Origin of the sequence: Rhodoferax antarcticus ANT.BR (assembly GCF_001938565.1) — a bacterium.
GTDB classification, from domain to species: domain Bacteria; phylum Pseudomonadota; class Gammaproteobacteria; order Burkholderiales; family Burkholderiaceae_C; genus Rhodoferax; species Rhodoferax antarcticus.
The window spans coordinates 161,065-187,519 of record NZ_MSYM01000013.1; the positions used below are offsets into that span (position 1 = coordinate 161,065).

A 26,455-nucleotide genomic window follows, 5' to 3' on the forward strand; every position below is an offset into this window, starting at 1 on the left:
AGGACTTAGCGTCGAAAGACTCTAAGTCCTTTCTTCTTTGTGGCTTTGAACATCGCTCTGGTTGCCGTTCGGTTGCCTCCTTCGGCTTCAATTCCATCGGATCACGGATGTGCGACATGTTTGGTCCGTCTTTGACGGGCCTCGAACAAAAAACTCACATGTAAATGTATTTGGGCGAAAACCTTCCCCCCAACTTTCTTTGCAAATGCACCTGCATGTTGGCATAATTGCCAACATGCCAACCGAACTGATTACCCGTTTCAAGAACATCACGCCCGACGGGGCGATTCTGGAACTGGTGGTGTGGAAAGTGCCCGCGCCGGTGCCGCCCACGGAGCACGGCTACAAGTACCGCGCCGTGTATGCGGTGAATGGCGTGCGGGTGGTGGGCTTTGACAATGAGCGCGGTAAGGGCGATCACTGCCATTTGGATGGCACCGAGGTGCCCTACACCTTTGTCAGTGTGGAGCAGTTGGTGGAAGACTTTATTGCGGCAGTCGCCGCCAGGAGAGCACTATGACCGAACGATTTTTGACGATCACTTTGCAGCCCGACTGGAAAGGCGCGTTGCGTGCTGCAGGCAAAGCGGCTACAGCGGCCACCTACCAGGGCGAGGTGCTGAACTTTGAGAGCCCCGGCCACTTTTTTGGCCAACTGTCTGAGAAACGGTGGGAGATCGTGCGGGCAGCGCAGGGCAAGGGTGAACTATCGGTGCGCGAGCTGGCGCGGGTGGTGGGCCGCGATGTCAAGCGTGTGCACGAGGATGTGGGCATTCTGGCTGAGCTCGGCCTGCTGGAGCGCACCGAAGGCGGCGGGGTGCTGTGCCCCTATATGTCGATGCACATCGACATGTATTTGAAGGCGGCTTGAAGCGGGGGGGGCTGAGCCGTAGTTACTCAAGGCTTCATGCTCATGGGCCCAGTAAATTCTAAAACATGCACTTGACGGAATATTCCGCAAAGGTTATATTTGCGCATGACTTGGGATGTTGAATACACAGACGAATTTGGTGACTGGTGGGCCAGCCTGACGGAAGACGAGCAAGCGTCGTTGGCCGCCTCTGTGAAGTTGCTGGAAGCGCGGGGGCCGTCGCTGGGGCATCCACACAGCAGCGGCATCAATGGCTCCAAGCATGGCCATATGCGCGAGCTGCGCACCCAACACGGCGGGCGACCGTTTCGCACGCTGTACGCATTCGATCCGCGCCGCATGGCGATTCTTTTGATTGGTGGCGACAAGACGGGTGACAACCGTTGGTATGACGTGAATGTGCCGATTGCCGACCGGCTGTATGACCAGCACCTGGACCAACTTCGACGTGAAGGAGAGATTGATGGCTAAGAAATTTACAGAACTGCGCGCAGGCATGAGCCAGGCCGCACGCGAGAAGTCTGACGGCATGGCCAGGCAGATGTTGGCGGAAATGCCACTCAATGAGCTGCGCCAAGCCCGTGGCCTGTCTCAAAAGATGTTGGCCGAAGTGCTGCATGTGCAACAGCCGTCGATTGCAAAGATAGAGAAGCGGACCGATATGTACCTGTCCACCCTGCGCAGCCACATTGAGGCCATGGGCGGTGAGCTTGACGTGATTGCGCGGTTTCCAGACGGGTCGGTCAAGATCAATAACTTTACCGATTTGGGGGCTGTCGCTCCGCTCTGAATTCCGACGGCTAAACTGGTGGCTCTCAGGGCTTCATATATTTTCTGATGGTCTCGGCGTCCCGATTCTTTGCTATCGGCAACTTGGCGATTTGACGCGAGTACCAAACATCTGACATAGCCGGGCGTTCCTTTGCAACAGCGCGGTAGGCCTTCTGCCATTCCTTGTACATGGATTGTGTGGTGAGCTTTCTTGCATCACGGCGCACAGTGGAGCCCGTCGATTTTATGAGTTCGCTTGTAGGTAGAGGGGGCCGTACATGCACGTTGGCATCGAGCTCTTTCGCCGTTTGATTTTTAGCCATGGTGTCGATTGCTGAACTAAATTCCGAAAAGTCTTCGGTTTCAATTTGCTGCACATGTGACAAGGGAAACAACCCACTTTCCAGTGACGGCCAATCCGGATGTTCTGAAAAAGTGCCGCGTGTACCCCCATAGATAGGGTGAATATCCAAAAGGCGGGACTCCGGTATCTTGGCTTGGATGAAGGCCACCGCCTGCAAACCTGGTTGTTTGCTCCACCGCTCGATCAGTGCTGCGCCTGCGATGTAACGGTCGGCAGGATCAAACTGGTTGATGTCCTCTTCCCTAAACCAACAAGCCATCAAAGGGGCGATGTAGTCGTGGGTGTCACTACCCGTCGCATAGAAAAAACGGGGAGGTGGCACTAACTCGTTGGCATTCAAGTACGCGGCTAAACCCCCATCCTTTGGACCAAGCCATATCCATGCAGCCAGTTCCTCGGGTGTGGCACCCAGCCGCCGCGTCAATTGGTGCATGGCATTGGGGTACGCGATGTACCGGGCAGAAACTGTCGGCCCTGTTGAAGGCGCGCCATCCACGTTTTGACTTGGCGTTCTCTCGGGAAAGTAGTCACCCCGCGCCAGCCGCTGTTGCGCATCCATGCGGGCGAGCTCCTGCTTGAGTTCTGTCAGTCGGGTTTCCTTAAGCGCCAGCTCGGCGGCGGTTGGTGTTGCAACTGCTTCCTACTCGGCCACCTGCGTCTTCAGGCTGCTCATCCGCTCAAAGAAGTCCCACCAAAATTTTTGATCTTGCGCCGTGGCTGGGTCATGCTGGTAGTCCAACTGCAATGCCACACTGCGCCGCTGGTCAGGGGAAAGGTCGTCCCGCGGCATTGGGGAAAACTCTTGCTCAACCCGTTGGCGCAGTGGGTCGGGTAAGCCGCTAAGCGGCGTGTCGAACCAGTCTTCAAATGCAAGTGTGAGTGCGTCAAAGGTACTCATGCCGTGAATCGCTGCCCAGAAACTTGTGCACTGGGCATCTGCCTGAAGAAGTCTCTGGTCGAGTAGTGACGGGCCATTGTTTTTCTCCCTGAGATGGGGGCACTAACGTGGTGCCTACGCCATCGGATGCCCTGGGACTTTACTGCACAATGCAGCTTTAGCATTGATCCGGGCTTAGAGGCGACGGCAAGCGCGTTGAAGGGAGTCATTCACAAATATGAAAAATAAAACCGGCAACGACCTGTTCATCGTCGATAACAGCGACGAGGATTGGAAAGTTCTGAACTACCTGGCGGAATGGTCAGAAATTTCCCACAAGTTTGATATCGCGACCGGGTACTTTGAAATCGGCGCCTTGCTGGTACTACATGGCAAGTGGCAAAAGCTGGATCAGATCCGCATCCTGATGGGGGACGAGGTCACCAAGCGCACCCACCGCGCATTGGCGCAAGGGCTTGCGCGGGTCGGCCAACTGCTGGACGACAGCATTGAGCGCGAAAAGCAAAAGAATGATTTTCTGACCGGGGTTGATGAAATCGTTCAGGCCATTGCCAGCGGCAAGATCATGTGCCGGGTGTACACCAAAAAGAAGTTCCACGCCAAGGCGTACATCACTCACAGCAAGCTGGCTGTGGTGGGTTCGTCCGCTCTGGTGGGTTCCAGCAATTTCACGTATCCCGGCCTCACCGGGAATGTCGAACTCAACGTGCAGCTTCGCCGCGAAGTGGAAGAGCTCCAACAATGGTTTGACGCGCATTGGGATGAGGCCGAAGACGCCTCTGCGGAAGTGCTCAAGGTCATGGAGCGCCAAACCCGCAACTACCTGCCTTTTGAGGTTTACGCCAAGTCCCTTCAAGCCTATTTCAATAACTACGAAGAAACGGCGGGTGACTGGGAGCGGCACCAGTCGCGCATGTACCCCATCCTTGACCAGTACCAGCGCGATGGCTACGGCGCACTGCTCAAAATCGGTGGCAAGTACGGCGGTGCTTTTTTGTGCGATGGCGTGGGTTTGGGTAAGACATTTGTTGGGCTCATGCTGATTGAGCGGCTGGTGAAGTTCGAGCGCAAAAAGGTGCTCTTGGTCGTACCAAAGTCCGGGCGTGAGCCAGTTTGGGAATCCAGTTTGCGGCGTTACCTGCCTGAGTTGTTCGGGGACTTTTCCAACCTGGTGTTGATCAACCACACTGACTTGCAGCGCGGTGGCGACTGGGTGGAGAAAATCCAACGCCTCAAAGAGCAGGCGGATGTGATCGTCGTTGACGAGGCCCACCACTTTCGAAATCCCAGCACCAAAAAAGACACATCGCGTTATTGGCAAATGCAAGCGCTGGCCAAAGACAAGCAAGTGTTCATGCTCACGGCCACGCCCATCAACAACCGTTTGATCGACCTGCAGCACTTGATAGAGCACTTCACCCAGCGCGAGGCAGGGCACTTCAAAGACACCCTGGGCATTCACTCACTGCCGGGGCACTTTCGCAAGCTTGAAAAAGAGTTAGCCAAGCGCATGGGCAGTGAACTGCTTCAGGGCGAACTTGCGGGCTTTGAAACTGGCGACATCCTCTCGCAGGACAGTTTGTTCCGCGAATTGGTGGTGCAGCGCAGCCGCGCCTATGTGCGGCAAAGCCAGATCACTGCCGGTGCCAAGGCGGCGCTGTTCCCCAAGCGTGAAGCGCCCAAGGTAGCGGACTACTCGGTCAAAAAGACCTACGGCAAGCTGCTGACCATGGTGGAAAAGGCCTTCAACAAAAAGCAGCCGCTGTTCACCTTGCCCATGTATTACCCACTGGCTTACCCCAACCCGGATGCTACGTTTCCTATAGACGGTTTTGAAGACAACCGCCAAAAGCAGGTGGTAGGCCTGATCCGTATTTTGTTTCTGAAGCGGTTCGAGAGCTCAGCCAGCGCGTTTGAGGCCTCATGCCAGCAACTGCTGCGCAAAGTGATGGCGTTTGTGCAGGTCAACAGCACCACCAAACATGAACAAGCAGCGTTTGAACGCTGGCGCATCCACCAGGAAGAGCTGCTTGGCGACGTGCAAAAGCGCCAACACCAACTGTTTGACAGCGGCACCGAGGATGAAGCAGAGCAGGACGAGGACGTTATTCCCGAAGAAATGTTGGCGGCGGTGGATTTGCTTGACCGCGACCAGTTTGACGTGCCGCAAATGCTGTCCGAGTCATTGCAAGACCTGAACCAGTTGGCCGAATTTTTGAACGAGCTGCGCCAGTTCAAACCCAGCCACGACGACAAGCTGCGCGCACTCATTCAACTGCTCAAGACAGACCCGGTGCTGAAAAAGCACAAGGTCATGATCTTCAGCGAGTTCTCCGCCACCGCCCGCTACCTGGCCAAGGAGTTGGCGGCGGCTGGCATCAAAGGCATTGACCAAATCGACTCTGCCACCAAGCGCAGCCGTGGTGACGTGATTCGCCAATTTGCCCCGTACTACAACAACATGACCAGCCAGGCATTGGCAGACAAGGGCCACACCGAAACCCGCGTGCTGATCGCCACCGATGTACTCAGTGAAGGCCTGAACCTGCAAGACGCCACGCGCCTGATCAATTACGACCTGCACTGGAACCCGGTGCGCCTCATGCAGCGCATTGGCCGGGTAGACCGGCGCATGAACCCCGACATTGAAAAAATGCTGGTCAAAGACCACCCCGAGGTCAAATCCATCCGTGGCACGGTGGAGTACTGGAATTTTCTACCCCCCGGCGAGCTCGATGAGTTGCTCAACCTGTTCAAAAAGGTTTCCAACAAAACCCTGCTCATCTCTAAAACCCTGGGCATCGAGGGCAAAAAGCTCCTGCGCCCAGAAGACGACTTTGCCGCCCTGCGTGACTTTGACCACCAGTTTGAGGGCGAGCCCACCGCACTGGAAACCATGCACCTGGAATACCAGCGCCTACTGGCGGCTCACCCCGACTTGCCGGAGCGCCTGCAAGCACTGCCGGGCCGTGTGTTCAGCGGAAAAGTGCATGTGCAACCTGGCACGCAGGCCGTATTCTTTTGCTTTGCATTGCCCGGCAAAGACAACAGCGTTACGGCTCCGGTGATCGAATCCGATGCGTGGACCTTGAACGCGGGCCGCACGGAGTGGCTGTTGCTGGACCTGCAGAGCGGCAAAGTGCTAGACGATGCGGCGGCTATTGATGCCGTGATTCACTGTGAGCCCGAAACGCCAAGGCATTGCCACATCGCGCAACCCACCTTGTCTGAGGCCCGGGCCAAAGTGGAAAAGCACCTGAAGAACGGCTATCTGCGGCAGGTGCAGGCACCCCTGGGCGTGGTGCCTCAGCTCATCGCGTGGATGGAGCTGAACTAAAAATCAGCTACAAAACGTCCGTTTCTATTGAATTTATACCAAGTTATCCTTGTTATTTATAAAATTACTAAACCGCAGTAACTTCAATTGATATGAACCCCCTTACCAACCCTTTTTCCCCCGGTGCTGGCAACCAGCCGCCAGAGCTGGCTGGGCGCGATGAACTTTTGCGTAAAGTTGAAGTGCTTCTGGCCCGCGTCAAGGCCGGGCGTAGTGAGCAGAGCATGTTCATGGTCGGCCTGCGCGGCGTAGGCAAGACGGTGCTACTCAACCGGGTGCGCGAAATGGCTGAATCGCAAGGCTATCAGGCCCTGCTGATTGAGGCGCATGAGAGCAAGCCCTTGCCTTTGTTGTTGCTGCCGCCGTTACGCCAGACATTGTTTGCACTCGATCGCATGCAAAACGTCAGCCAAAAAGTCAAACGCGGGCTGCGGGTGTTGCGTAGTTTCATTGGTGCGGTCAAGGTCAAGGTGGGCGAGGCAGAGTTTGGTTTGGACATAGACCCCGAAACCGGCTCCGCCGACAGCGGCGATCTGGAGGCCGACTTGGCCGAATTGTTTGTCGCCGTGGGCGAGGCCGCTGCTGACCGAGGCACTGCGGTGGCCATCATCGTTGACGAACTGCAATACATGACCGAAGTCGAGATGAGCGCGCTCATCATGGCCATTCACAAGGTGTCACAACGCAGCTTACCTTTGGTGTTGATTGGCGCGGGTTTGCCACAGCTGGTGGGCCTGGCAGGCAAATCCAAGTCATACGCCGAGCGCTTGTTTACCTACCCGGAAGTGGGGGCACTGACTCTGCAAGACAGCTCTTCAGCCTTGCAAGGACCTGTTGTAAGCCAAGGCGTCACATACACGCCCGAAGCGCTGGCCGAGGTCTTCCGCGTCACCCAGGGCTACCCGTACTTTTTGCAGGAATGGGGCTACCAATCTTGGAACCTGGCACGGCAGTCACCCATTGACCTGGCGCTGATCCAGCAAACCACCGTCGCGTCAACCGCCCGCTTGGACCAGAGCTTTTTTCGAGTGCGATTTGACCGGCTCACACCCAGAGAAAAAGACTACCTCAGTGCATTGGCGGAGCTTGGCACCGGCAACCAGCGCTCTGGTGGCGTGGCAGAACGACTCGGCGTCAAAGTGCAGACTATCGCGCCACTTCGGTCCAGTCTGATCAAAAAGGGAATGATCTACAGCCCGGCCCATGGCGACACCGCATTTACCGTGCCCTTGTTTGATCAGTTCATGCTGCGCACCATGCCCGACGGCCCACGCAAAGCCGGTTCCTGAGCCAGGGCGAAATCAAAGAGGGAGAAAAAAAGATGGCAACCCAACCCACCACAGCGCTTGACCCCTTAGCCGACAAACTGCGCCAGGTTCATACCATTCCAGCCTTGGTGCACTACCTGCACGACGAGCTGGGCTGGCCCGTCAATGTGGAGGACTGGGAAGACAACCTCTTTGACTGGCAGCCCGACGAGCTCAACCTCAAGGCCGAGCACGAAGTCAAGGTCAAATCCATCAAACAGTTGCGCCCCTTGGTCAGCGGCCAGCCCTGGGGTATTTTCTTTGTAGAGTTCAACAAAGGCCGCCTGCCCATTACCGCGCTGCGCCGCGTGCTCAACGGTCTGGTGCCAAAAGGCCGTGCGACCGGTGGCGGCCACCAAACCTGGGCAGCGCACGACCTGTTGTTTGTTTCGAGCTTTGGCGAGAGCAACGCCCGTGAAATTGCGCTGGCCCATTTCACCGACGAGTCCGCCAAAGGCGACCTGCCCACCCTGCGCGTGCTCGGGTGGGACGATGACGACACCCCCATGCAATTGGGCTATGTGGCCCAAACCCTGCGCGAGAAATTGCGCTGGCCCGCCAACACGCGCACCGCTACCGAGCTGCAAGCCTGGCGTGCGCAATGGTCGAGCGCCTTTACGCTGGGTTACGGCCAAGTCATCAACGACAGCAAAACGCTTGCGCTTGCCATGGCCGAGTTGGCCAAACGCATCCGCAGGCGCGTCAACACCGTGCTGGCGCTGGAGAGCGACACCGGCCATTTGCGCCAAATGCACAAGGCCTTCAAAGACAATTTGATTGCCGACTTGTCTGAAGACGCCTTTGCCGACATGTTTGCGCAGACCATCACCTACGGACTGTTCACCGCCCGCGCCAGCCGCAGCAGCGGCGCACTGGTGGCCGATAACCTGGCCGATATGGTGCCCAGCACCAACCCGTTCTTAAAAGAATTGCTGAGCAGCTTCTTAAACGCCGCTGGCCGCGCCCGCAACCGGCAAAAACGGGTGGATTTTGACGAACTGGGCATCAACGAAGTAGTAACCGTGCTGCGCGAAGTGCCCATGGATGCCGTACTGCGCAGCTTTAACGCCAGCAAGCCGGGCGACGACCCAGTCATTCACTTTTACGAGGACTTCCTCAAAGCCTACGACAAAGCCCTGCGCACCAGGCGCGGCGTGTTCTACACCCCCAGCCCCGTGGTGCAGTTCATTGTGCGCAGTGTGGACGAGATTTTGAAGACCGAGTTTGGTATTGAAGACGGTCTGGCCAGCACCATCACCTGGGGTGAAATGCTGGTGCGTAAGCCAGAGCTCAAGCTGCCCAAGTTCTGCACGGCAGACACGCCTTTTGTGCAGGTGCTGGATCCTGCCACTGGCACCGGCACCTTCATTGTGGAAGTCATCACCCAGGTGCACGCGCACATGGTCAAGAAGTGGCAAAAGCTGGGCCACACTACCAAAACCCAGTGGCAGCCGCTGTGGGTGGAGTACGTCAAGCAGCACCTGCTGCCGCGCCTGTATGCCTTCGAGCTGATGATGGCCCCGTATGCCATCGCGCACATGAAGATCGGCCTGAAGCTGGCGGAAACGGGCTACACCTTTCCCGAAGACGGGCCGCGTGTGAATGTGTTTTTGACCAATGCGCTGGAGCCTGCGCACCCGGTGCAGGCGCAACTTGAATCCATGGCGCCTATGTTGGCGCACGAGGCTAAGGCAGCCAATCGAGTGAAAGAACAGTTGGCGGCTACCGTGGTGGTTGGAAATCCACCTTACTCTGTGTCCTCCTGGAACAAAAACCCTTGGTCGGATTCACTAATCAAGGTTTTTAAAACAGGATTGACTGACTCAGAAAGCCAAATACAAGCACTATCTAATGACTATATAAAGTTCATTGGTCTAGCGAAGTTAAGCCTTCAAAAATCTGGAGCTGGGGTGCTGGGATTCATCACTGGGCACGGGTTTCTGCATGGTACGCAGCCGCGCGTGCTTCGCAAGACACTATCTGAAGCCTTCCCGCGAATTTCATTAGTTGATCTTAATGGTAGTCAAAAAAGGGACAACGCAGGGGCAATAGCAGACGAGTCAGTTTTCGAGATATTAACGGGTGTGGCAATTACTTTGGGGAGAATGTCTGCCGGATCTCGTAATTTGGGTTCCTTGCAGATTGATGTATTCGGCACCTTCGACATGAAAGCTGCGTGGCTCACAGAACACTCGCTCGCTTCTTTACCAACTAGTCAATACGCACCTACATCACCCAACTTCTTCTTCAGACCAATGATGGAAGGTTTGATACTGGAAGCTGAATACAACGTCCTGCCGTCAGTAGCAAACTTTTTCGGCTGTGGTCACCCAGAAGTGGACAAAGAAGTTGCATGGGCTACAGGATTCGCAACACAGCAAGACGATATTGCAATATCGTTTTCGCTGTCAGATGTTCGAATAAAAATGAGTGCTTTGCGTAAGGCAACCAGCATCCAGGAACTGTCTGACAAGTATCGGGTTTGTTCCACTAACCAGTGGAATTTTACCCAAGCAAACGAATGGGCTATGACAGACTCTTGGAAGAGTGATGTCTGTAAAGTCGACTATCGACCATTTGATCAGCGTTGGTCAGTCTTCAACAAACATGTAATGACAATACGACGCCGTGAAGTCATGCAGCACTTAGGCCATGCTGATAGTTTGGCCTTAGTGTGTTCTCGTGCTGTCAATGATTTCGAATTTAGACACGCTTTCGTTTGCCGTGAAAAAGTAGACAAGATATTTCTGTCAGGAAAGAGTTCGACCAACGCTTACGTGTTCCCACTCTGGAACTTTACAGAAGGGGGAAACCAAAAACCAAATATCAGCAAATTCATTGTTGGACGGCTATACGAGGCAATGGAAATTGATGATGTCACCGCAGCTTCATCTTTGACAGCGGAAAACGTATTTTTTTACCTCTATGGGCTTTTGTATAGCCCCGCATATCGTCAACGCTACGCGAGCTTCTTGCGAATTGACTTTCCCCGTATGCCCATCCCCGGCTCGCTGGCGGTGTTCAACGCACTGGCCGGGCTGGGTTCCCAATTGGTTGCGTGGCATTTGCTGGAGCATCCAGATGCTATAAAAATAGAAGCTACTTACGCAAGTAAGTCGGGGGCTACAGCCTGGTTTGGCAAAGATTTAGCTCTGACCAAGGTGGCAGAGAAGGGCAAAGCGCTGGCAGAGCTAACTGGCATCACCGGCAAGGTGTTCATCAACAGCACCAGCGGCTTTGTCAATGTGCGCCAGCCCATCTGGCAGCACACTATTGGCGGCTACCAAGTGCTGCACAAGTGGCTGGACGACCGGCGCAAGGCCGGCCGCAGCCTCAGCCAGGACGACATTACCCATTGGCTGCGCATCTACGCTTCCTTGCAGGCAACGCAGGCGCTGATGCTCCAAGTGGACGCGGCCATTGAAGCCAACGGCGGCTGGCCTGGCGCGTTCAGCCAAAACCATCCGCCACCCGATGCCGTTACTTTGGCGGCAGAGCAGATGGTGCAAAAAGACCAAATCAAGGCGCAGAAGAAGGCTGCAACTGCTACTAAAAAGAGAGCTGCTTACGCAAGTCCTACGGGGGCTAGAAGCCTTTTTGATGACTTAGAAGATATGGCAAGCGCCGCAGGAGGGCCAGACCGCCCAAAATCTAGGGCCACCCCTGCCAAGGCAGCGGGTGGCAAATCTTCTGGCAACGCTGTCAGTACGGACGGGTTGAACGACGGCCAAGTGATGTGCGCCATTCGCCGCGCGTTGACCAGCGCTGGTAGTGCAGGGCTCGGTCGGGATGACTTGATTCGATCCACGGCGCGGGAGTTGGGCCATGCCCGCACCAGCCCGGCGTTAAAGGTGGCGCTGGACGTGGCGATTCGTCGTGCCGTGCGCCGAGGCATTGCCGCAAACGCCAGCTGTGTGCTGACCTTGTTGGTCAAGGACATTGATGGTTACGACCGCGATCACCTGAAAGCCCAGCTCTTAGCCGCAATACGTGCGATGGGTGGTACTTGCCTTAAAGAGGATGCCCCCTTGTTGCTGGCCCGCTTTATGGGGTTTGCGCGCACAGGCACCAGCATCAACAACACGGTGGAAGCTCTTGTACGCAGCTTGGTAAGGGCAGGTCGGCTGGAGTCGAAGGCGGGTCAATTGACTGTGACGCGGAAAAAAGCATGATATGAACACCAGAAAGAAGACCGTACTTACCCCGCCGACCAACGCCAAGAACAGCGAGCTGAGCATGGACTTTGACGCCCTGGTGGCGGCCATCGGGCAGGTGCATGCACAAAGCGCCGCCGCCGCTAGCCGCGCCATCAACACCACGCTGACGCTTCGCAATTGGGTCATCGGCTGGTACATCCGTGAATACGAGCAGCAAGGGGCTGACCGGGCCACTTATGGCGAAGGCATCATCAACCGGCTGGCCGAGGCCTTGGCGGCGCGCGGTATGCGCGACCTGGCCCCGCGCACCCTGCGCCAGTGCCGCCAGTTCTACACCGTGTACCCGTTGATTTGGCAGACAGCGTCTGCCAAATCCCTAGCCACCCAGCTTGCGCCCCCAATGTGGCAGGCACTGTCTGCCATATCACCCGTTGCGCCCGCCGCGCCCGATAGGGCGACGGGCGGGGCAATGGCACATGCTCTGGCGGCGCCCATCGAGAAGCTGTTCACCACGCTCTCGTTCAGCCACCTGGCCGAGCTCATCAGCATTGAAGACCCGCTGAAACGTGCCTTCTACGAGATCGAATGCATCCGGGGCAACTGGGCGGTGCGCGCCCTCAAACGCCAGATCGACACGCTGTATTTCGAGCGTTCTGCCCTGTCCAAAGACAAAGAGAAACTGGCCGCCATGGTGCGTCAGGGCATCGAGGTGGCAGAGCCGCGGTTGGCGATTCGGGACCCCTATATCTTCGAGTTTTTGGGCCTGCGCGCGCAAGATGCGGTGGCCGAGTCGGACCTGGAGGCTGCTCTGGTGGCCAATCTGCGGGAGTTTCTGCTGGAGCTGGGTCACGGCTTTTGCCTGGAGGCCCAACAAAAAAGTATCCTCATCGGCAAGACGCGCGGCTTTGTCGATCTGGTGTTCTACCACCGTATTCTCAAATGCCATGTGCTGGTGGAGCTGAAGGTGGACAAGTTCACGCATGAGCACATCGGCCAGCTCAACACCTATGTCACTTGGTATCGCCAGCACATGATGATGGAGGGCGACAACCCGCCCGTGGGCCTGCTGCTGTGCATCGACCAGGACCACACGCTGGTCGAGTACGCCACTGCCAGCATGGACAACCAGTTGTTCGTCTCCAAATACCAGCTTGAGCTGCCCAGCAAGGAGTCGCTGCACAAGTTTTTGGAAACCACGCGCAAAGAGGTCATCGGCCCGCCATGACGCCAGACGGAACTCGCCACCCCTGGAACCGCATAGACAAGTTGGCGCAATGTGCGCGCTCTGCGTTACAGAATGTTTGAAAGGTATCCATGAATTTCAATTTTTTAACGTCACCGAAAACCCTGACGGGTTGGGGCATTGACCTTGGCACCACCAATGCAACACTGTGCCGCGCCTCGCTCGCCGACGGCAGTACGGTGCCAGACGAACCGGAGGTGGTGGAGCTGCGGCAACCAACGCAGGCAGGTACGTTCATCGGCACGCTCGTACCTTCAATGGTGGCGCTACATCAGGGCCAGGAATATGTCGGTGAAGGGGCAAAGAACCTGCGCGCGCTGACTGCCACGGCCGCAGGCGGCATGACCCGCAATGTCAATCTGTTTCACGATTGCAAGAATGAGATTGGCACCTCGCGCACCTACCCGAATGCGCCCGAGGGCTACCGCAGCCCAACGGATATTGCAGCCAAGATTCTGGGCTTTATTCAGCGGGAGGGCATGGCCGAAGCAGGCGGGGATGTGGTGGTGACGGTGCCTGCATCTTTTCAGACCGCGCAGCGTGCCGAGACGGCGCGCGCCTGTGCCATGGCCGGGCTGTACGTGGGCGGTGGTCGCTTATTGGATGAGCCAGTGGCAGCGTTTATTGACTACGCCTATCGCTACGATCCGGCACTGCTCAACGATGTCACTGCGAAGAAGAACCTGATGGTGTTCGATTTTGGTGGGGGCACTTGCGACATTGCGCTCATCGAGCTTTCGCGTTCGGAGAAGGGCGGGCCGGTAAAAGTGGCCAGCCGATCGGTCTCGCGCTTTCACCGCCTGGGCGGCGGTGATGTTGACCTGGCTGTCCTGCACCAAGTGCTGGTGCCGCAGCTCCTCAAGGAAAACGCTTTGGACGACTTCGCACTGTCGTTTCAGGAAAAGACGAAGGTGGTCACCCCGGCGTTGATTGCGGTGGCAGAGGCCCTGAAAATCCAAATGTGCAACGAGCTTTGGCGGCTGGCGCAGTTCGGCCGCATCACCGGCACACCGCGCGAGCAGATCGTGGCGCGTTACCCGGCGCAGGTGATTGTGCGGCTGGGCAATCGCGAGCTGAAGCTTGCATCCGCCACCCTAAATGCCGCGCAGTTCGACCTAGCCTTGGCACCGTTTCTGGACCGTGAACATCTGTTTGTGCGCAGCACCGAGTACCGGTTGGAGAACTCAGTGTTCGCGCCGATCACCGATGCCTTGGAGCGTGCGGACGTGGTGCCTAGGGATATTGATTACGTGCTGGCGGTGGGCGGTAGTGCCCTGATCCCGCCGGTGATCGACGCGCTGGCCGCCTACTTTCCCGCCGCGAGAATGCTGACTTATGAAGACCGAAAAGACGCACAGTTGGCTGTTGCGCGTGGTGCCAGCCTGCAAGCTTTGGCGCTGGCGGCCAACGGGCGCGGAATTATTGAGCATGCGGCGCAGGACGACATTTATCTGCGCACCAGCGGCGAAGACATTAAGCTGGTGCCGCGCGGCGCCGCCCTGCCGTATCCAGCAGAGGGCCCAGCAAGCTATACCGGTCTGACAGTGCCAGCCAACGCTTTCGATGCGCCATTGCACCTGGCAGTAGAGCTGGTGGCGGGGCCGGAGCGGCGGCCTTTATTTCGCGGCACTTGGCCGCTCACCATGGTGAGCAAGGGCACGCCCCTGATACTGCACTACAGCTACGACGCGAACCAGGTGTTTGCGCTTGAACTGAAGCTCGCGGACATGCCGGAGTCGCTACCGTTCCGTGCCACCATGGAGAACCCGCTCTCGCATGTAGTCAACCCCAACAAGACGCAGGAAGAGATTGATCGACTGGAGGAGCAATACCGTAACGACACGCGCAAGTCTGAAGAGCTGATGCCGAAAATTGCCGAACTCTGCGCCGAGCTGGGGCAGCACGAAAAGGCGGTGGGCCTGATACGCACCTTGTTGCGCCAGCTCAACCGGCCGGTGCCTTGGCTGCTCAACCGCCAGGCGATCTATGAGGACGCGCGGGGCAACCGGACTACGGCCATCGCCACGTACGAGCAGGCCGCGCAAGCTGCCGGTGCAAGTTGGAGCGGCCCCCTGTTCAACCTCGCGTTGCTGCATTTCCGTCAGCGCGAATACGAACGCGCTCTTGCCGCCGCTAATCGCGCGATTGCGGTTGACGATGACGCGCCATCTCAAACCTTGAAGCTGTGCATCCTTAAAGCCATGCGACCGGCCGACGATGTAGGCCCCGTCGCGCGCAAAACGTTGCGGCGCTTCGCTATACCCAAAGAATTGAAAGACTATGAGCTTCATTGGCTGTTGCGTGCAGCCGAACTGGTGGACGACGATGCTGTACAAAAGGCTGTAGCGGACGAACGTCGTGCACGGCGCAAAAGCGGCACACACCCTACTGCTGGTGCGGGCGATCCAGGTGTGTTGCCCGACCGGCGTGACGAAGGGGTTTGACCATGGCCTGGCTGATTCCTTTTTCAAACCTCACCCCTGCGCAGCAAGACGCGGTGCAAATGGACACGCGCAACCACAAAGCGATCATTGGCGGTCCCGGTGCCGGCAAGACCTTGGTGCTGCTGCATCGGCTCAATCTTCTGTACCACCGCGCAGGTGACAAAGCGGATGCGGTGCATTTGTTTGTCTATACCAATACCCTCAAGGAATTCATTCGCGCGGGTAACGACATGCTGGATGTGCCGGATGAGTGCATCGGCACTTTTGATAAATGGTGTGCTGACGTGTACCGCGCGCATATTGCAGAGACTCTGCCACGCATAGAAAAACCACACGATTTCGAGCGCACTGCCAGGCGCGGTAAGAAATCGTCTAGGACTCTGCCACGCACAGGAGGAACCCTGGATTTCGAGGCTATTCGCGCTGGCGCGTACCAGGCGATTGCGGATAACTTACTGAAGACGCCCGTCTTCGAGTATGTCCTGGTGGATGAGGCGCAGGACCTTGATGTCAAGGCAATTGACGCGCTCAAGCGGATCGCGCGTCATGTCACCGTCTGCATGGACGGCAACCAGCAACTTTACGAAAGTGGCGTGTCGGAGATTGACGCGCTGGCAGGGCTGGGACTTGCACGGCACAACGCGGCGTTGCTGTCTGCATTTCGCTGCAATCCGATGGTGACGCAGTTGGCGGCCCAGTTCGTCACCGATGCCCGACGGCGTGAAGAATTTCTGCGGCAGGCGACGAATGCAAATATGGACCGTGCCACGCCACTGCTCTACCTTTCAAGCGGCTTTGAAGACGAGAAAGCGCGATTGACAGAAATGGTGCGGCTTCGTTTGTCCTACGGTGACACCATCGCAGTGCTTTTCCCGACGCAACGGCAGGTACATGGTTTTGCAAACGGTTTTGCCGATGCTGGTATCGAAGTGAGTGTGCAAAAGCGTGACGAGCCCATCGATTTTGCAAGCCCTGTACCAAAGCTGATGACCTATCACCAAGGCAAAGGGTTGACCTTTGATAGTGTGTTTCTGCCACGTCTAGACCAAGGTTCTTTTCAGGGTGCCATGCAGACACGCATCAACAACATGCTGTTTGTCGGCATCAGCCGGGCGATCAAGTGGATTTTCATGAGCGGCACCAATGGCCGTCTCATCGGTCCTTTGACTGAGCTGGCGCAGCGTGACAATCACGCGTTTCTGGAAACGCAGCTTGCCGACGGCGCGGAGGGCATGTTTGGCGGGGGCGCTATCGATGCAGCAGTACCGGCGACGCCCGATGACTTTGGATTGGATTGAGGGTTTTATGGTGCAGAACGATTCGATGGAAAGCCTCCTTGCCTATTGCCGCGTGAGCTCCCGCATTTGCCCGAAGGATCATCGACGCGCCCACTACGCAGCGGAGCGTGACAAGATTGCGATCCAATTGACAGAAGTCGTTGACTCAAATTGCGCCGCTTTGGCCCATTAAAGTTATGCCATTAAGTTCAAAAACCATTCGTGTACCGGTGACCCGTGTGGAAGGGCGATGGGAGTTTCTCTATGGCGGTGATGTGAAGGTGAAAGATGGCACAAGTGGGGAGCTCCATCTTGATCAGATTCATTTCTCTGACAAAAAGTTTTTGAAAGCACTGACTGCCAAGCGCAGTGTGGCCATCCTGCAACCCGGTACGGAGTTAAGAGTAGCGCTCACGATAAAGCCGGGGCTGGGTTCCAAGCTTTATTCGCTGTTGCTGCCGCGAGATGCAACACGCCACACGCATTCGTCTAAATTGAGTGTCGATACGCGGTTTGTACCCATTCATTTGGGTGGCCCGACCGATGCCCAGCGAAAGAAAAAAGTGGAGGAGGGTGGCTTGTTTTTGTTGCTGGAGGGTATGGAGCCACGAGCCATTGAATCGGGCATGGTCACATTGCCCGCAGCGCCAGATTTAGAGCCTGTTGACAGTTTGAACTACGCATTTACCCGACTATCTGAAGTCTTCGAGCCCTGGCGCAAGGCGCACACGGGCAGTATTTACGAACGCGTGTTTTACCTAGAACCCGATGGTTTCTGGTACCCCTTGAAGGATTTGCGTGACCGAGCGCTTGTAAGTGCGGAGCGCAAGTTGATTTCAGAACTATGGGCGAACGTCGCTGAGCTATTGGGGACGGCACTATTTTGACTTCAATCATTGCAACCCTGGAAATGGCAACCTATGAGCGTCAATTCTGAGCCAGAGGATTCGACCCCTGTAACCTGGTTTGTGGATGAGGCCGGGGACCCTACGCTTTTCGGCAAAGGCGGCAAGGTTGTTGCGGCAACCGAGGGTTGTTCGCGGTTCTTTATTGCCGGAAAGCTAGAGTGCCGCGACGTGGACGCGCTGACTGCCGACCTGGAGCGCTTGCGCAAAGACGTGGTGGCTGACCCTTTCTTCAAGGATGTGCCCTCGCTGGACCCGGCTCGCAAGCGCACGGCTGTGCACTTTCACGCCAAAGATGATCCGCCCGAGGTGCGGTTCATGGTCTATAAGTTGTTGGCGCTGCACGATCTTCGCTTTGTGGCGGTGGTGCGCGACAAGTTGCGACTGGTGGACTATGCCCTGCAGCGGCGCGGGATAGACCCCCTCAAGTTCGACACTGTTTTTCCGAATTCCTGGTTTTCCCGCCCTGGCTTACCAATGAATTCAACCACTTACGTTGATTTTCTGGTTGAAAGCAAAAAGTGCATGTAGTGGCACGTTTCATTTGGTGGGTAGTTTTCGTTTTTTCTGACTTGCGCTACACTCAGCGCCATGTTCATCAAAGTCACCCAGTCTGGCGGTCGCCGCTACGCCCAGTTGGTGGAGTCCTTTCGCAATGATGAAGGCAAACCCCGCCAGCGCACCGTCTGCACCCTGGGTCGTCTGGAGTCCGGCGGCGACGTTGACACCCTGATTGCCTCCTTGCAACGCGCCCGAGGTATTGCCCCTGCTGCGTCTGCACTTGATGACCTGCGCTTTACTGACAGTCGCCATGCTGGTGACATCTGGGCCTTGTCTGAACTCTGGCGAACCTTGGGCTTTGATGATTTGGCGACTTCTTGGCGGCGCTCCAAAACAGAGATTGATGTTCTGACCTGTTTGCGCCTGATGGTCTTCAACCGCCTGTGTGACCCTGGCAGCAAACTCGGTGTGCTGCGCTGGCTGCAAACCGTGGCTTTGCCCGCAGGCTCTGGCATCGTCACTGAGCATCAGCACCTGCTGCGCGCCATGGACGTGCTCGATGAGCACAGCGACAAACTCAAGCTCCGACTGGCCACGCTCATGCGTCCGCTGATTGACCAAGACCTCTCGGTGGTGTTTTATGACCTCACCACGGTTGCGGTCACCGGACAGACGGATTTGCAAGACGATGTGCGCGCTTACGGCTTGGCCAAGTCGGGCCTGATTGAGCGCCAGTTCATGTTGTCCTTGGTGCAAACCTGCGAGGGCCTGCCCATCGCGCATGAAGTACATCCCGGTAACACGGCAGAGGCCAAAACCCTGCTGCCCATGATTCGGGGGTTGTTGGTGCGTTACCCGCTCAAGCGTGTGGTGCTGATTGCCGATCGGGGGCTGCTCAGCACGGCCAACATTGAAGAGTTGGACAAGTTGCAGGCCCAGTTGAAAAAGGATGGCCGTGATGTCGCCGTTGAGTACATCCTGGCGGTGCCGGCGGCGCGTTATGGTGACTTTGCAGATGATCTGCAAAAACTGCATAAGGGCCAGGATGCCACCCAAGAATGGTGCGTTGAAACAAAATGGAGCGATAGCCGTCTGGTGGTCGCACACGACCCGGTGGCTGCCAACCGGCGCACCACGGCGCGTGACAACACGATGGCAGAGTTGCTCAAATTGGGCCAGCAGTGCAGTGTCAAACTCGATGCGCAAGACGAGAGTCAACGCGCGGGTCAAAAGAACAAAAGCAAAGGCCGCCCGATGTCGGATTCGGGGACCAAAGCACGCTTCTACCATGCAGTCAAAGACGCGCATATGGCGCATTTGATCAAGGTGGATTTGAAGGCCGACCTGTTCAGCTATTCAATTGATGAGGATAAGAAGCGCTACCTGGAACTACTCGATGGCAAGTTGCTGCTGGTGACCAACACCAATGCACCAGCGGCTGAGGTGGTGCAGCGTTACAAGAGTCTGGCCGATATTGAACGGGGATTTCGGGTGCTCAAATCTGACATCGAGATTGGCCCGGTGTACCACCGGCTGCCTCAGCGCATTCGCGCGCATGCACTGATTTGCTTCATGGCGCTAGTGCTGTACCGGGTGATGCGCATGCGCCTGAAAGCTGCGAAGCGATCCGAGTCGCCCAGCACGCTGCTGGAGAGCCTCAAGCGCATTCATCAGCAGACCGTGCAGAGCGGCGATGGCAAAACGCTGGCGGGTTTAACTGAGATCACACCGGCTCAGAAGTCGCTGTTTACCGCACTGGATTTGACACCGCCAACCCCGTCTGACTTGGCTAAGCCTGTTTTGTAGTCTACGCTTTGAAGTCCGTTTCTAATGAAATCAATCACTTGCGTGCAGGAAGTGTCGAACTTGGGGACCCCACGTATCGGTACGACCCTACCGGCCACGAGCTGTATGACGAACTGACCCGGCACCTGTTTTCTCGCCTGCACGGTTGGAGTGACCACAAAATCGTGTTCGCGCAGCGCGGTCACAAACCCCGCACCAAGGCATTTGTGGACGCCATTGCCCAAGAGGGCGACGGGTTTACGCGGGACTTTGGCTTGTCAAAGCCCAAGCCAACGGAGGTGTTGTGCTCGGTGCCCAAGGACCATGCGGGCTTGCAGGCGGTCGATTACTACCTGTGGGCATTGCAGCGCTTTTATGAGCGCGGCGAGGCCAGATACCTGAATTTTGTATGGCCGCAGACGCTGGAGGTCTTGGACTTGGATGTGGAGCCGACCCGTAAGGGCAAGAAATCCGCGCGGCAAACTGGAATCTTCAATAAAGAACACCCGCTGACTTTGGAAAGTAGAGCGGGTGTCGGGAGGATGGATCGAGAGATATAGGATGAACCAAATCACCTCACGGCGTGAAGCCGATTTTTGTCTCTCGAAGGGCATATTATAGCCAGGCCACGGCTGACGGGGTAGGGGTCAACGACTCCGTTGCATAGCTACGACATTGGTAACGCTGCCATCGGCCATGCCCTGAAGTAGAGCAAGCCGTTGCCCCAAGGCATCGAACGCCTTGACCTGTTCAGACTCACGCCGATCCTGAATGTAAACACCACTCATGCCCTGCTTGATGTGGTTCTCGCATTCGTTGATCACGTCGTTCGAGATGCCCAATTGACTCATCAGAGTGGACGCAGTGCGGCGCAGGTCGTGCGCGGTCCAGCGGCCGCCTTCCAGCACCAGCGCATCAACAGACTTGGTTCTGTTTTGCAGGCGCGCGCTTTCGCTGCTTTGGCGGTCCGCCAGTTGCTTGCCAAAAGACTTGATACCCACAGGCCCGGTGCCACGGCTGTCGGGAAAGACCCAGGCCAGGGGCTCGACCGTGACGCGATCCGCTTCGCGCAGGGTGGCCAACTCGGTGAACTGCTTTACGGCGAAGTCGCTCAGGTGGATCAAGTGATCGCGTTGGTTCTTGGTGGTGGGCAAGTACCAGGTGCGGGCGTGCAGATCAACGAAGCCGAGTTGCACTGCGCCAGACTTTTGCGCCACGTTGTGTGCGTCCACGGTGGCCTGCAATGCTGGCTGCTGGGGTTTGCCATCGGCCCACACCGCACCCATGAGCTCGCCGATACGGCAGCCGGTTGCCAGAATCAACCAAAGTCCGAGGACAGTGCGCTTGCTGAGATTGGCGTTTGGCAGTTGCTTGACCAGTGCGGCCAATTCGTCGTTTGACAGCACCCGGTCGCGCTTGATGTCTTTGCCGCCGACCTTGCGTTTGCTGATCAGCTCAATGGGGTTGTGTTCGATGATTTCACGCTCGGCGGCGAAGCGAAACATCTGTTTGAGGTCGGCCAACAGCATATTGGCGGTGCGCAGCTTGCCCTCGGCCTTGACGGCGTCCAGGATGGCGGGAATGTCGGCCTTGCGCACGTCCATCACGGCGATCTCGCCCAAGGTGCCAAACACCCGCCGGTCAAACTGCTCACGTACATACTGTCCGCCATCTTTGCGCCCGATGCGCTTGCCGTCGCCGCCGACGTGTGGGGCCAACTCGGTGGCAGCCCAGCGCTCGAACACTTGTTTGACGGTCAGCCGACGCTGCCGGTCCAGTTCGGCTTGTTGCTCTGCCGTGGCCGCAGCGCGTTTGTCTTTGTCGGCCTGCTGATGCGCATCTTCGCTTGCTTGCAAGCGGTCTGCCTCGACTTTCGCAAAGTGCTGGCGCAGATCGCGCGCACCGTCTTGGTATTGCTTCGACCAGCTCGCAGCCTTTTCGCGGGCTGCGGCCAAGGTCAGATAACCGTCCCGGCCTTTGGGATCGTATGCGCCCACCGCAAGGGTGTCGCGCTGGCCGGTGCTGGCGGTGTAGCGAAAATAGAATGACCGTTCACCGCCCGGTGTGATCCTGCCCGAGACTTACTTTCCAGTTGCCGTTCGGTTGCCGTTTCTCGCTGGCAGTCATGGTACATCTTGGGATGACATTGGATGCTGAACTGTTGCAAGTCATTGATTTGTAATGATTTTGTTAAATAGTATGAGCGCGGTTGAATCTAATAAAGCTATGTTTTTATTGACTACGAACCAAGGGGTAGTGGGCTCAATTCCTGCTAGCCGCACCATATGCAAGGCCTGCAACTTGTCATGAGTTGCAGGCTTTTTACTAGGGGCACCCGTTTCGCTCACATGCCTCGTGTTGCTCTGGCAGCTTTAATCGGCAATGGGTGAGGTGTTTTTGGATCGCTGCACTTTGAGTACAGCGGTGGTGCGTCGCAGGTGCTTGAAGATGGCTTCGAGCTGGTTCAAGTCGCGCACGGCGATGATGAAACGCAAGTCCAGCACGCCGTGGGTGGCGTCGTTGGCCATGTCAACCTGGATGATGTCTGCCCCACCAGAGGCAAGCGCACTCGCCACGCTGGCCAGCACGCCTTTGCCGTTGGTGACGGTGACCACAATACCGGTCTCGAAAGCCCGCACCGGCTCCTCGGCCCATTCCACGGTGATGAATCGCTCACTGTCTTTGTGATGCAGCTTTTTGGCTACTAGGCAATCGCTAGAGTGAATGGTGAGGCCTTCGCCGCGCCCCAGGTAGCCTAAGATGCTGTCGCCCGGAATGGGTCTGCAGCAGTGCGCAAAGCGAACCGATGTGCTTTCGCTGCCGTCGATCGACACGCTGCCTTGGGAGATGCTCTCGCCTGTGACGAAGCGCTCGCGGGTGAGCAGCAGCGCATCGGGTTTTTCACCGATGTCCGACAGCAGTTTGGCCAGTCGCTTGGCGACGATGCTGGCGATGCGCTTGCCCAAACCAATATCGGTCATCAGTTCAGACTGGGTTCTGTTGCCACTAAAGCGCAGCAATTTGTCCCAAACAGCAGCATTTTGGTCTGAGCCGTCGGGAAGGTGCTCGATGCCCTCTGCACGCAGTGCTTGCGTCAGCATCTTCTCGCCGAGGTTCTCAGAAGCGGTTTGGTTCAGCGTTTTGAGGTGCTGGCGTATTTTGGAGCGCGCGCGGGCGGTTCTGACAAAACCCAGCCAAGCCGGGTTAGGACTGGCCTGCGGGGCGGTGATGACTTCGATTACGTCGCCGTTCTTGATTTCAGTGCGCAAGGCAACCGGGTCGCCATTGACTTTTGCTGACAAGGTATGGTCGCCCACGTTGCTGTGAATGGCGTAGGCAAAGTCAATGACGGTAGCCCCTCTTGGCATGGCCATGATCTGGCTCTTGGGGGTAAACACGTAGACTGCGTCCGGAAACAGATCCACCTTGACGTGTTCCCAAAACTCAGTAGCGTCGCGGTTCTCGTCCTGAATATCCAGCAGTGACTGCAGCCATTGCGTGCCCATACGGTCGTTTTGGCGGCCGTCACCGCGCGCGACTTCCTTGTACAGCCAATGCGCTGTCACCCCGGTTTCAGCGACCAAATGCATGACTTCGGTGCGCAATTGAAACTCCACATGGATTCCGGACGGCCCGACCAGCGTGGTGTGCAGCGACTGGTAACCATTGATTTTGCTGATCGCGATATGGTCCTTGAATTTGCCGGGCACCGGTTTGTAAAGCTGGTGCAGCAGGCCTAAGGCGGTGTAGCAGTCGATCAGGTTGGGGACAATGATGCGAAAACCGTAAATGTCGGTTACTTGCGCGAAACTCAGATTTTTTTCGTCCATCGTCTTGTAGATGGAGTAGGTGGTTTTCTCGCGGCCAGCGATCCAGACAGCCATCTGATGCTGTTTGAAGGTGGCATCCAGATCGGCCTGCACCTTCTGAATGAGATCACGGCGACGCCCACGGGCTTTCGCCACTGCCTTGGACATCACCGTGTGTCGCCAAGGATTGAGGTATTTGAAAGACAGGTCTTGCAGTTCGCGGTAGGTCTGGTTCAAGCCCAGCCGGTAGGCAATGGGTGCGTAGATGTCCAGAGTTTCTGAGGCAATGCGTGCCCATTTGTCGCGCGGTGCGTCTGACAGCGTGCGCATGTTGTGGGTGCGGTCTGCCAGCTTGATGAGGATGACGCGAACATCACGCGCCATGGCCAGCAACATTTTGCGAAACGACTCGGCCTGATTCTCTTCACGGGTGTTGAAGTGCAGTTTCTCCAGCTTGGTCAGCCCATCCACCAGTTCCGCTACGGACGGCCCAAACTGTTCGACGAGTTGCTCTTTTGTGACACCGCAGTCTTCCAAGGCGTCATGCAGCAGGGCAGCCATCAGCGCCTGGGCATCCAGCTTCCACTCGGCGCACTGAGCGGCTACCGCAATCGGGTGGGTGATGTAAGGCTCGCCGCTGTTTCTAAGTTGGCCCAGATGCGCCGCATTGGCAAACCGATAAGCGATTTGAACGCTGGCCAGATCTGCCGGGCTCAGGTAATCCAGCTTGTTGGTCAAGCTCGCCAAGCTGGCTGCAGTGGCGTCTACGCCTGCCAAGCTGACCGCTGTAGCAGCTGCCTTGGGCGCGCCCGTGCTGGCTGCTGGTTCTGGCTTGACGGGGTTACTCATCCCTTTAATATAGCTTGCGCTCAGGGTTTTCCAACAACAGTAACAAAAAAGCACCGCAAAGCGGTGCTTGATTTGATGCCGGAAGAGCGCAGATCAGAGAGGCACTTTTTTCAGCATCTCAATACCGATCTTGCCCGCAGCAATTTCGCGCAAGGCCGTCACGCCGGGTTTGTTTTTGCTCTCAACTTTGGGGGCGTGGCCTTGGCTGAGCATGCGCGCACGGTACGACGCAGCCAATACCAGCTGAAAGCGATTGGGAATCTGCAACAGGCAGTCTTCAACGGTGATACGGGCCATGACTTCTCCAAAAACCGGGTGGGTGCACTAGGAAATATGCAGTGCTTTAAATGTTTCAGCTCTAGCGCGTCGCTGCGCTAGATACTTGAGCCGCTGAGCGTGGACGATGGATTTAAGATCAAACACGGCCCGGTCAAACGACTCGTTGATTATAACGAAGTCAAACTGTTGCACCTGCGCCATCTCTAGGGCAGCGTTCTGCAGCCGCACTTCTATCACCTCGGACGAGTCTTCACCGCGTCGCTCCAGCCGGGAGCGCAGTTCTTCCCAGCTCGGAGGCAGGATAAAGATCGTGGCCGCGTTGGCGAAGATTTGTTTGATCTGCAGGGCACCCTGAAAATCAATCTCCAAAATCACATCGGCACCCTGGCTCATGCGCTCTTCAATGGCTTTTTTGGAAGTGCCGTAGCGATGGTTGTGAACGTGCGCCCACTCAACAAACGCATTGGCCTGCACCATCGCGTCGAATTCTGTCTCGGAGACGAAAAAATACTCACGCCCGTGTTTTTCCTGGCCGCGCGGCGCCCGGGTGGTGTGGGACACCGAGGGCTGCACATGCGAGTCAAGCTCCATCAAGGTTTTGACCAGACTGGATTTGCCCGCTCCGCTGGGCGCGGCGACAACGAAGAGATTGCCCGGGTAGTCCATAGAGTTACTCGATGTTTTGTACCTGTTCGCGCATTTGCTCGATCAGCACTTTCATGTCGACGGAAATATGGGTGAGTTCCAGTGCGGCGGATTTGGATCCCAGCGTGTTGGCTTCGCGGTGCAATTCCTGAATCAAAAAGTCGAGCCGCTTGCCGATTTCGCCGCCTTTTTTCACCAGCCGCTCAAGCTCGTCCAGATGTGACGCCAGCCGGGTGAGCTCTTCAGCCACGTCAATGCGGATGGCGAATGCGGTGGCTTCGGTCAAAGCCCGGTCTTGCGCCATGTCAGACGTGGCCTGGCCCTCGGTCAACGCCATGGCCTGGGACCAGCGGTCAAGAAAGCGCTGACGTTGCTGTGCGACCAACTGCGGGATGAGTGGCTCGGCTTTGGCAGCCAGGGTACGCAGTAGCGCGATGCGGTCAAACAGCATGGCGGCTAGGCGCGCGCCTTCGCGTTCGCGGGCCGACAGCAGGGCATCAAGTACCGTGTCGGCCAGCGCCAGTGCTGGTGCTTGCCAATCTTTGCTGGGTGCGGATTCGTCCACCGCCAGACGGATCACTTCGGCCACGCTGAGCGGCTGCGCTGCGGGCAGCCAGGCTTTGACGTTGTCCTGGATGGCGTTCAGGCGTTGCAGCAGCCGGGTGGAAGGCTCGCAGACGACGCTGGCGCCAGCGCTGTCGATGGCAGCGCGTAGCTCCACCTTGCCGCGTTTGAGCCGGGCGTTGAGCTTGTCTCGCAAGGCAGGCTCGCAACCGCGCAATTCTTCAGGCAAGCGAAAAGATAAGTCCAAAAAGCGGCTGTTGACTGCCCTGATTTCGATGCCCAACCGGCTGCTGGCGGTGTTCCTGGCGTCGCCTTCAGCGCACTCTCTGGCAGGGGTGTGTTGGGCGCTGGCATAACCAGTCATGCTGTAAACTGACATTGCGGTGTTCTTCTGATAAGGTGCTTTTGAGAATAACCCGGTTCTTACCCGACAAGCCGCTCCCCAACTTA

The 26,455-nt window shown here is 57.0% G+C and carries 22 protein-coding genes; 14 read left to right on the forward strand and 8 right to left on the reverse strand.

Annotated elements, in window-relative coordinates; translation table 11 throughout:
• The first annotated feature begins 235 nt into the window (after positions 1–235).
• The 4 genes from BLL52_RS09450 to BLL52_RS09465 all read left to right on the forward strand — a co-directional run bounded on the left by BLL52_RS09450 (position 236) and on the right by BLL52_RS09465 (position 1,660).
• Positions 236–520: a toxin-antitoxin system TumE family protein gene (locus BLL52_RS09450; RefSeq protein ID WP_075587166.1), complete on the forward strand. Its 285-nt coding sequence runs from the start codon at positions 236–238 to the stop codon at positions 518–520.
• Positions 517–870 (forward strand): HVO_A0114 family putative DNA-binding protein, encoded by a 354-nt coding sequence (locus BLL52_RS09455; RefSeq protein WP_075586436.1) that lies wholly within the window; start codon positions 517–519, stop codon positions 868–870. Before BLL52_RS09450 ends, BLL52_RS09455 begins: the two co-directional genes overlap by 4 nt.
• A 105-nt stretch (positions 871–975) precedes the next feature.
• Complete coding sequence (locus tag BLL52_RS09460) at positions 976–1,341, forward strand: type II toxin-antitoxin system RelE/ParE family toxin (RefSeq protein WP_075586437.1); 366 nt, start codon at positions 976–978, stop codon at positions 1,339–1,341.
• Entirely contained in the window at positions 1,334–1,660 is a 327-nt protein-coding gene (locus BLL52_RS09465; protein ID WP_075586438.1) for an XRE family transcriptional regulator, read from the forward strand. The genes BLL52_RS09460 and BLL52_RS09465 overlap by 8 nt, the downstream gene beginning before the upstream one ends.
• A 25-nt stretch (positions 1,661–1,685) precedes the next feature.
• On the opposite strand, the gene BLL52_RS09470 is transcribed toward BLL52_RS09465, so the two are convergent.
• Both BLL52_RS09470 and BLL52_RS09475 read right to left on the reverse strand, forming a co-directional pair.
• Positions 1,686–2,564 carry a hypothetical protein gene (locus BLL52_RS09470; protein ID WP_139313353.1) on the reverse strand — a complete coding sequence of 293 codons (879 nt, stop codon included), beginning with the start codon at positions 2,562–2,564 and terminating at the stop codon, positions 1,686–1,688.
• Positions 2,565–2,645: 81 nt separating this feature from the next.
• Complete coding sequence (locus BLL52_RS09475) at positions 2,646–2,903, reverse strand: hypothetical protein (RefSeq protein ID WP_075586440.1); 258 nt, start codon at positions 2,901–2,903, stop codon at positions 2,646–2,648.
• A gap of 217 nt (positions 2,904–3,120) precedes the next feature.
• On the opposite strand from BLL52_RS09475, the gene BLL52_RS09480 reads away from it, so the two are divergent.
• Positions 3,121–6,240: a helicase-related protein gene (locus tag BLL52_RS09480; protein WP_075586441.1), complete on the forward strand. Its 3,120-nt coding sequence runs from the start codon at positions 3,121–3,123 to the stop codon at positions 6,238–6,240.
• A gap of 92 nt (positions 6,241–6,332) precedes the next feature.
• Positions 6,333–7,529, forward strand: coding sequence for an AAA family ATPase (locus tag BLL52_RS09485; protein WP_075586442.1), 1,197 nt, complete (start codon positions 6,333–6,335; stop codon positions 7,527–7,529).
• 65 nt (positions 7,530–7,594) lie between these two features.
• Here BLL52_RS09485 and BLL52_RS20350 read toward each other — a convergent pair whose 3' ends face one another.
• Complete coding sequence (locus BLL52_RS20350) at positions 7,595–8,287, reverse strand: hypothetical protein (protein ID WP_139313354.1); 693 nt, start codon at positions 8,285–8,287, stop codon at positions 7,595–7,597.
• On the opposite strand from BLL52_RS20350, the gene BLL52_RS09490 reads away from it, so the two are divergent.
• From BLL52_RS09490 to BLL52_RS09525, 8 genes are all read left to right on the forward strand, one after another.
• Positions 8,258–11,719, forward strand: coding sequence for a type ISP restriction/modification enzyme (locus BLL52_RS09490; protein ID WP_139313355.1), 3,462 nt, complete (start codon positions 8,258–8,260; stop codon positions 11,717–11,719). The two genes, BLL52_RS20350 and BLL52_RS09490, sit on opposite strands and share 30 nt — an antisense overlap.
• 1 nt (position 11,720) lies before the next feature.
• Entirely contained in the window at positions 11,721–12,929 is a 1,209-nt protein-coding gene (locus BLL52_RS09495) for a PDDEXK nuclease domain-containing protein (protein ID WP_198930621.1), read from the forward strand.
• A gap of 89 nt (positions 12,930–13,018) precedes the next feature.
• Positions 13,019–15,391: an Hsp70 family protein gene (locus BLL52_RS09500; protein ID WP_075586444.1), complete on the forward strand. Its 2,373-nt coding sequence runs from the start codon at positions 13,019–13,021 to the stop codon at positions 15,389–15,391.
• 2 nt (positions 15,392–15,393) lie between these two features.
• The gene (locus BLL52_RS09505) at positions 15,394–16,689 is read left to right on the forward strand and encodes a UvrD-helicase domain-containing protein (protein ID WP_075586445.1); all 1,296 of its coding nucleotides are present in this window, start codon (positions 15,394–15,396) and stop codon (positions 16,687–16,689) included.
• Positions 16,690–16,829: 140 nt separating this feature from the next.
• Positions 16,830–17,555 carry a hypothetical protein gene (locus BLL52_RS09510; protein ID WP_139313356.1) on the forward strand — a complete coding sequence of 242 codons (726 nt, stop codon included), beginning with the start codon at positions 16,830–16,832 and terminating at the stop codon, positions 17,553–17,555.
• A gap of 33 nt (positions 17,556–17,588) precedes the next feature.
• Entirely contained in the window at positions 17,589–18,104 is a 516-nt protein-coding gene (locus BLL52_RS09515) for a hypothetical protein (RefSeq protein WP_075586447.1), read from the forward strand.
• A gap of 60 nt (positions 18,105–18,164) precedes the next feature.
• Entirely contained in the window at positions 18,165–19,880 is a 1,716-nt protein-coding gene (locus tag BLL52_RS09520; protein WP_075586448.1) for an IS1634 family transposase, read from the forward strand.
• A gap of 38 nt (positions 19,881–19,918) precedes the next feature.
• Positions 19,919–20,419, forward strand: a complete 501-nt coding sequence (locus BLL52_RS09525) for a hypothetical protein (protein ID WP_139313357.1) — start codon at positions 19,919–19,921, stop codon at positions 20,417–20,419.
• Between the two features lie 87 nt (positions 20,420–20,506).
• Here the strand turns inward: BLL52_RS09525 and BLL52_RS09530 are convergent, their stop codons facing one another.
• The 5 genes from BLL52_RS09530 to BLL52_RS09550 all read right to left on the reverse strand — a co-directional run bounded on the left by BLL52_RS09530 (position 20,507) and on the right by BLL52_RS09550 (position 26,384).
• Positions 20,507–21,928 (reverse strand): tyrosine-type recombinase/integrase, encoded by a 1,422-nt coding sequence (locus BLL52_RS09530; protein WP_338065743.1) that lies wholly within the window; start codon positions 21,926–21,928, stop codon positions 20,507–20,509.
• Positions 21,929–22,231: 303 nt separating this feature from the next.
• Positions 22,232–24,517 (reverse strand): RelA/SpoT family protein, encoded by a 2,286-nt coding sequence (locus BLL52_RS09535; protein ID WP_075586451.1) that lies wholly within the window; start codon positions 24,515–24,517, stop codon positions 22,232–22,234.
• 93 nt (positions 24,518–24,610) lie between these two features.
• Positions 24,611–24,814, reverse strand: a complete 204-nt coding sequence (gene rpoZ, locus BLL52_RS09540) for a DNA-directed RNA polymerase subunit omega (RefSeq protein WP_075586452.1) — start codon at positions 24,812–24,814, stop codon at positions 24,611–24,613.
• Positions 24,815–24,841: 27 nt separating this feature from the next.
• A complete protein-coding gene (gmk, locus tag BLL52_RS09545) occupies positions 24,842–25,462 on the reverse strand; it encodes a guanylate kinase (protein ID WP_075586453.1) in 621 nt (206 codons plus the stop codon).
• A 4-nt stretch (positions 25,463–25,466) separates the two neighbouring features.
• Positions 25,467–26,384: a YicC/YloC family endoribonuclease gene (locus tag BLL52_RS09550; protein ID WP_075586454.1), complete on the reverse strand. Its 918-nt coding sequence runs from the start codon at positions 26,382–26,384 to the stop codon at positions 25,467–25,469.
• Positions 26,385–26,455: the final 71 nt, after the last annotated feature.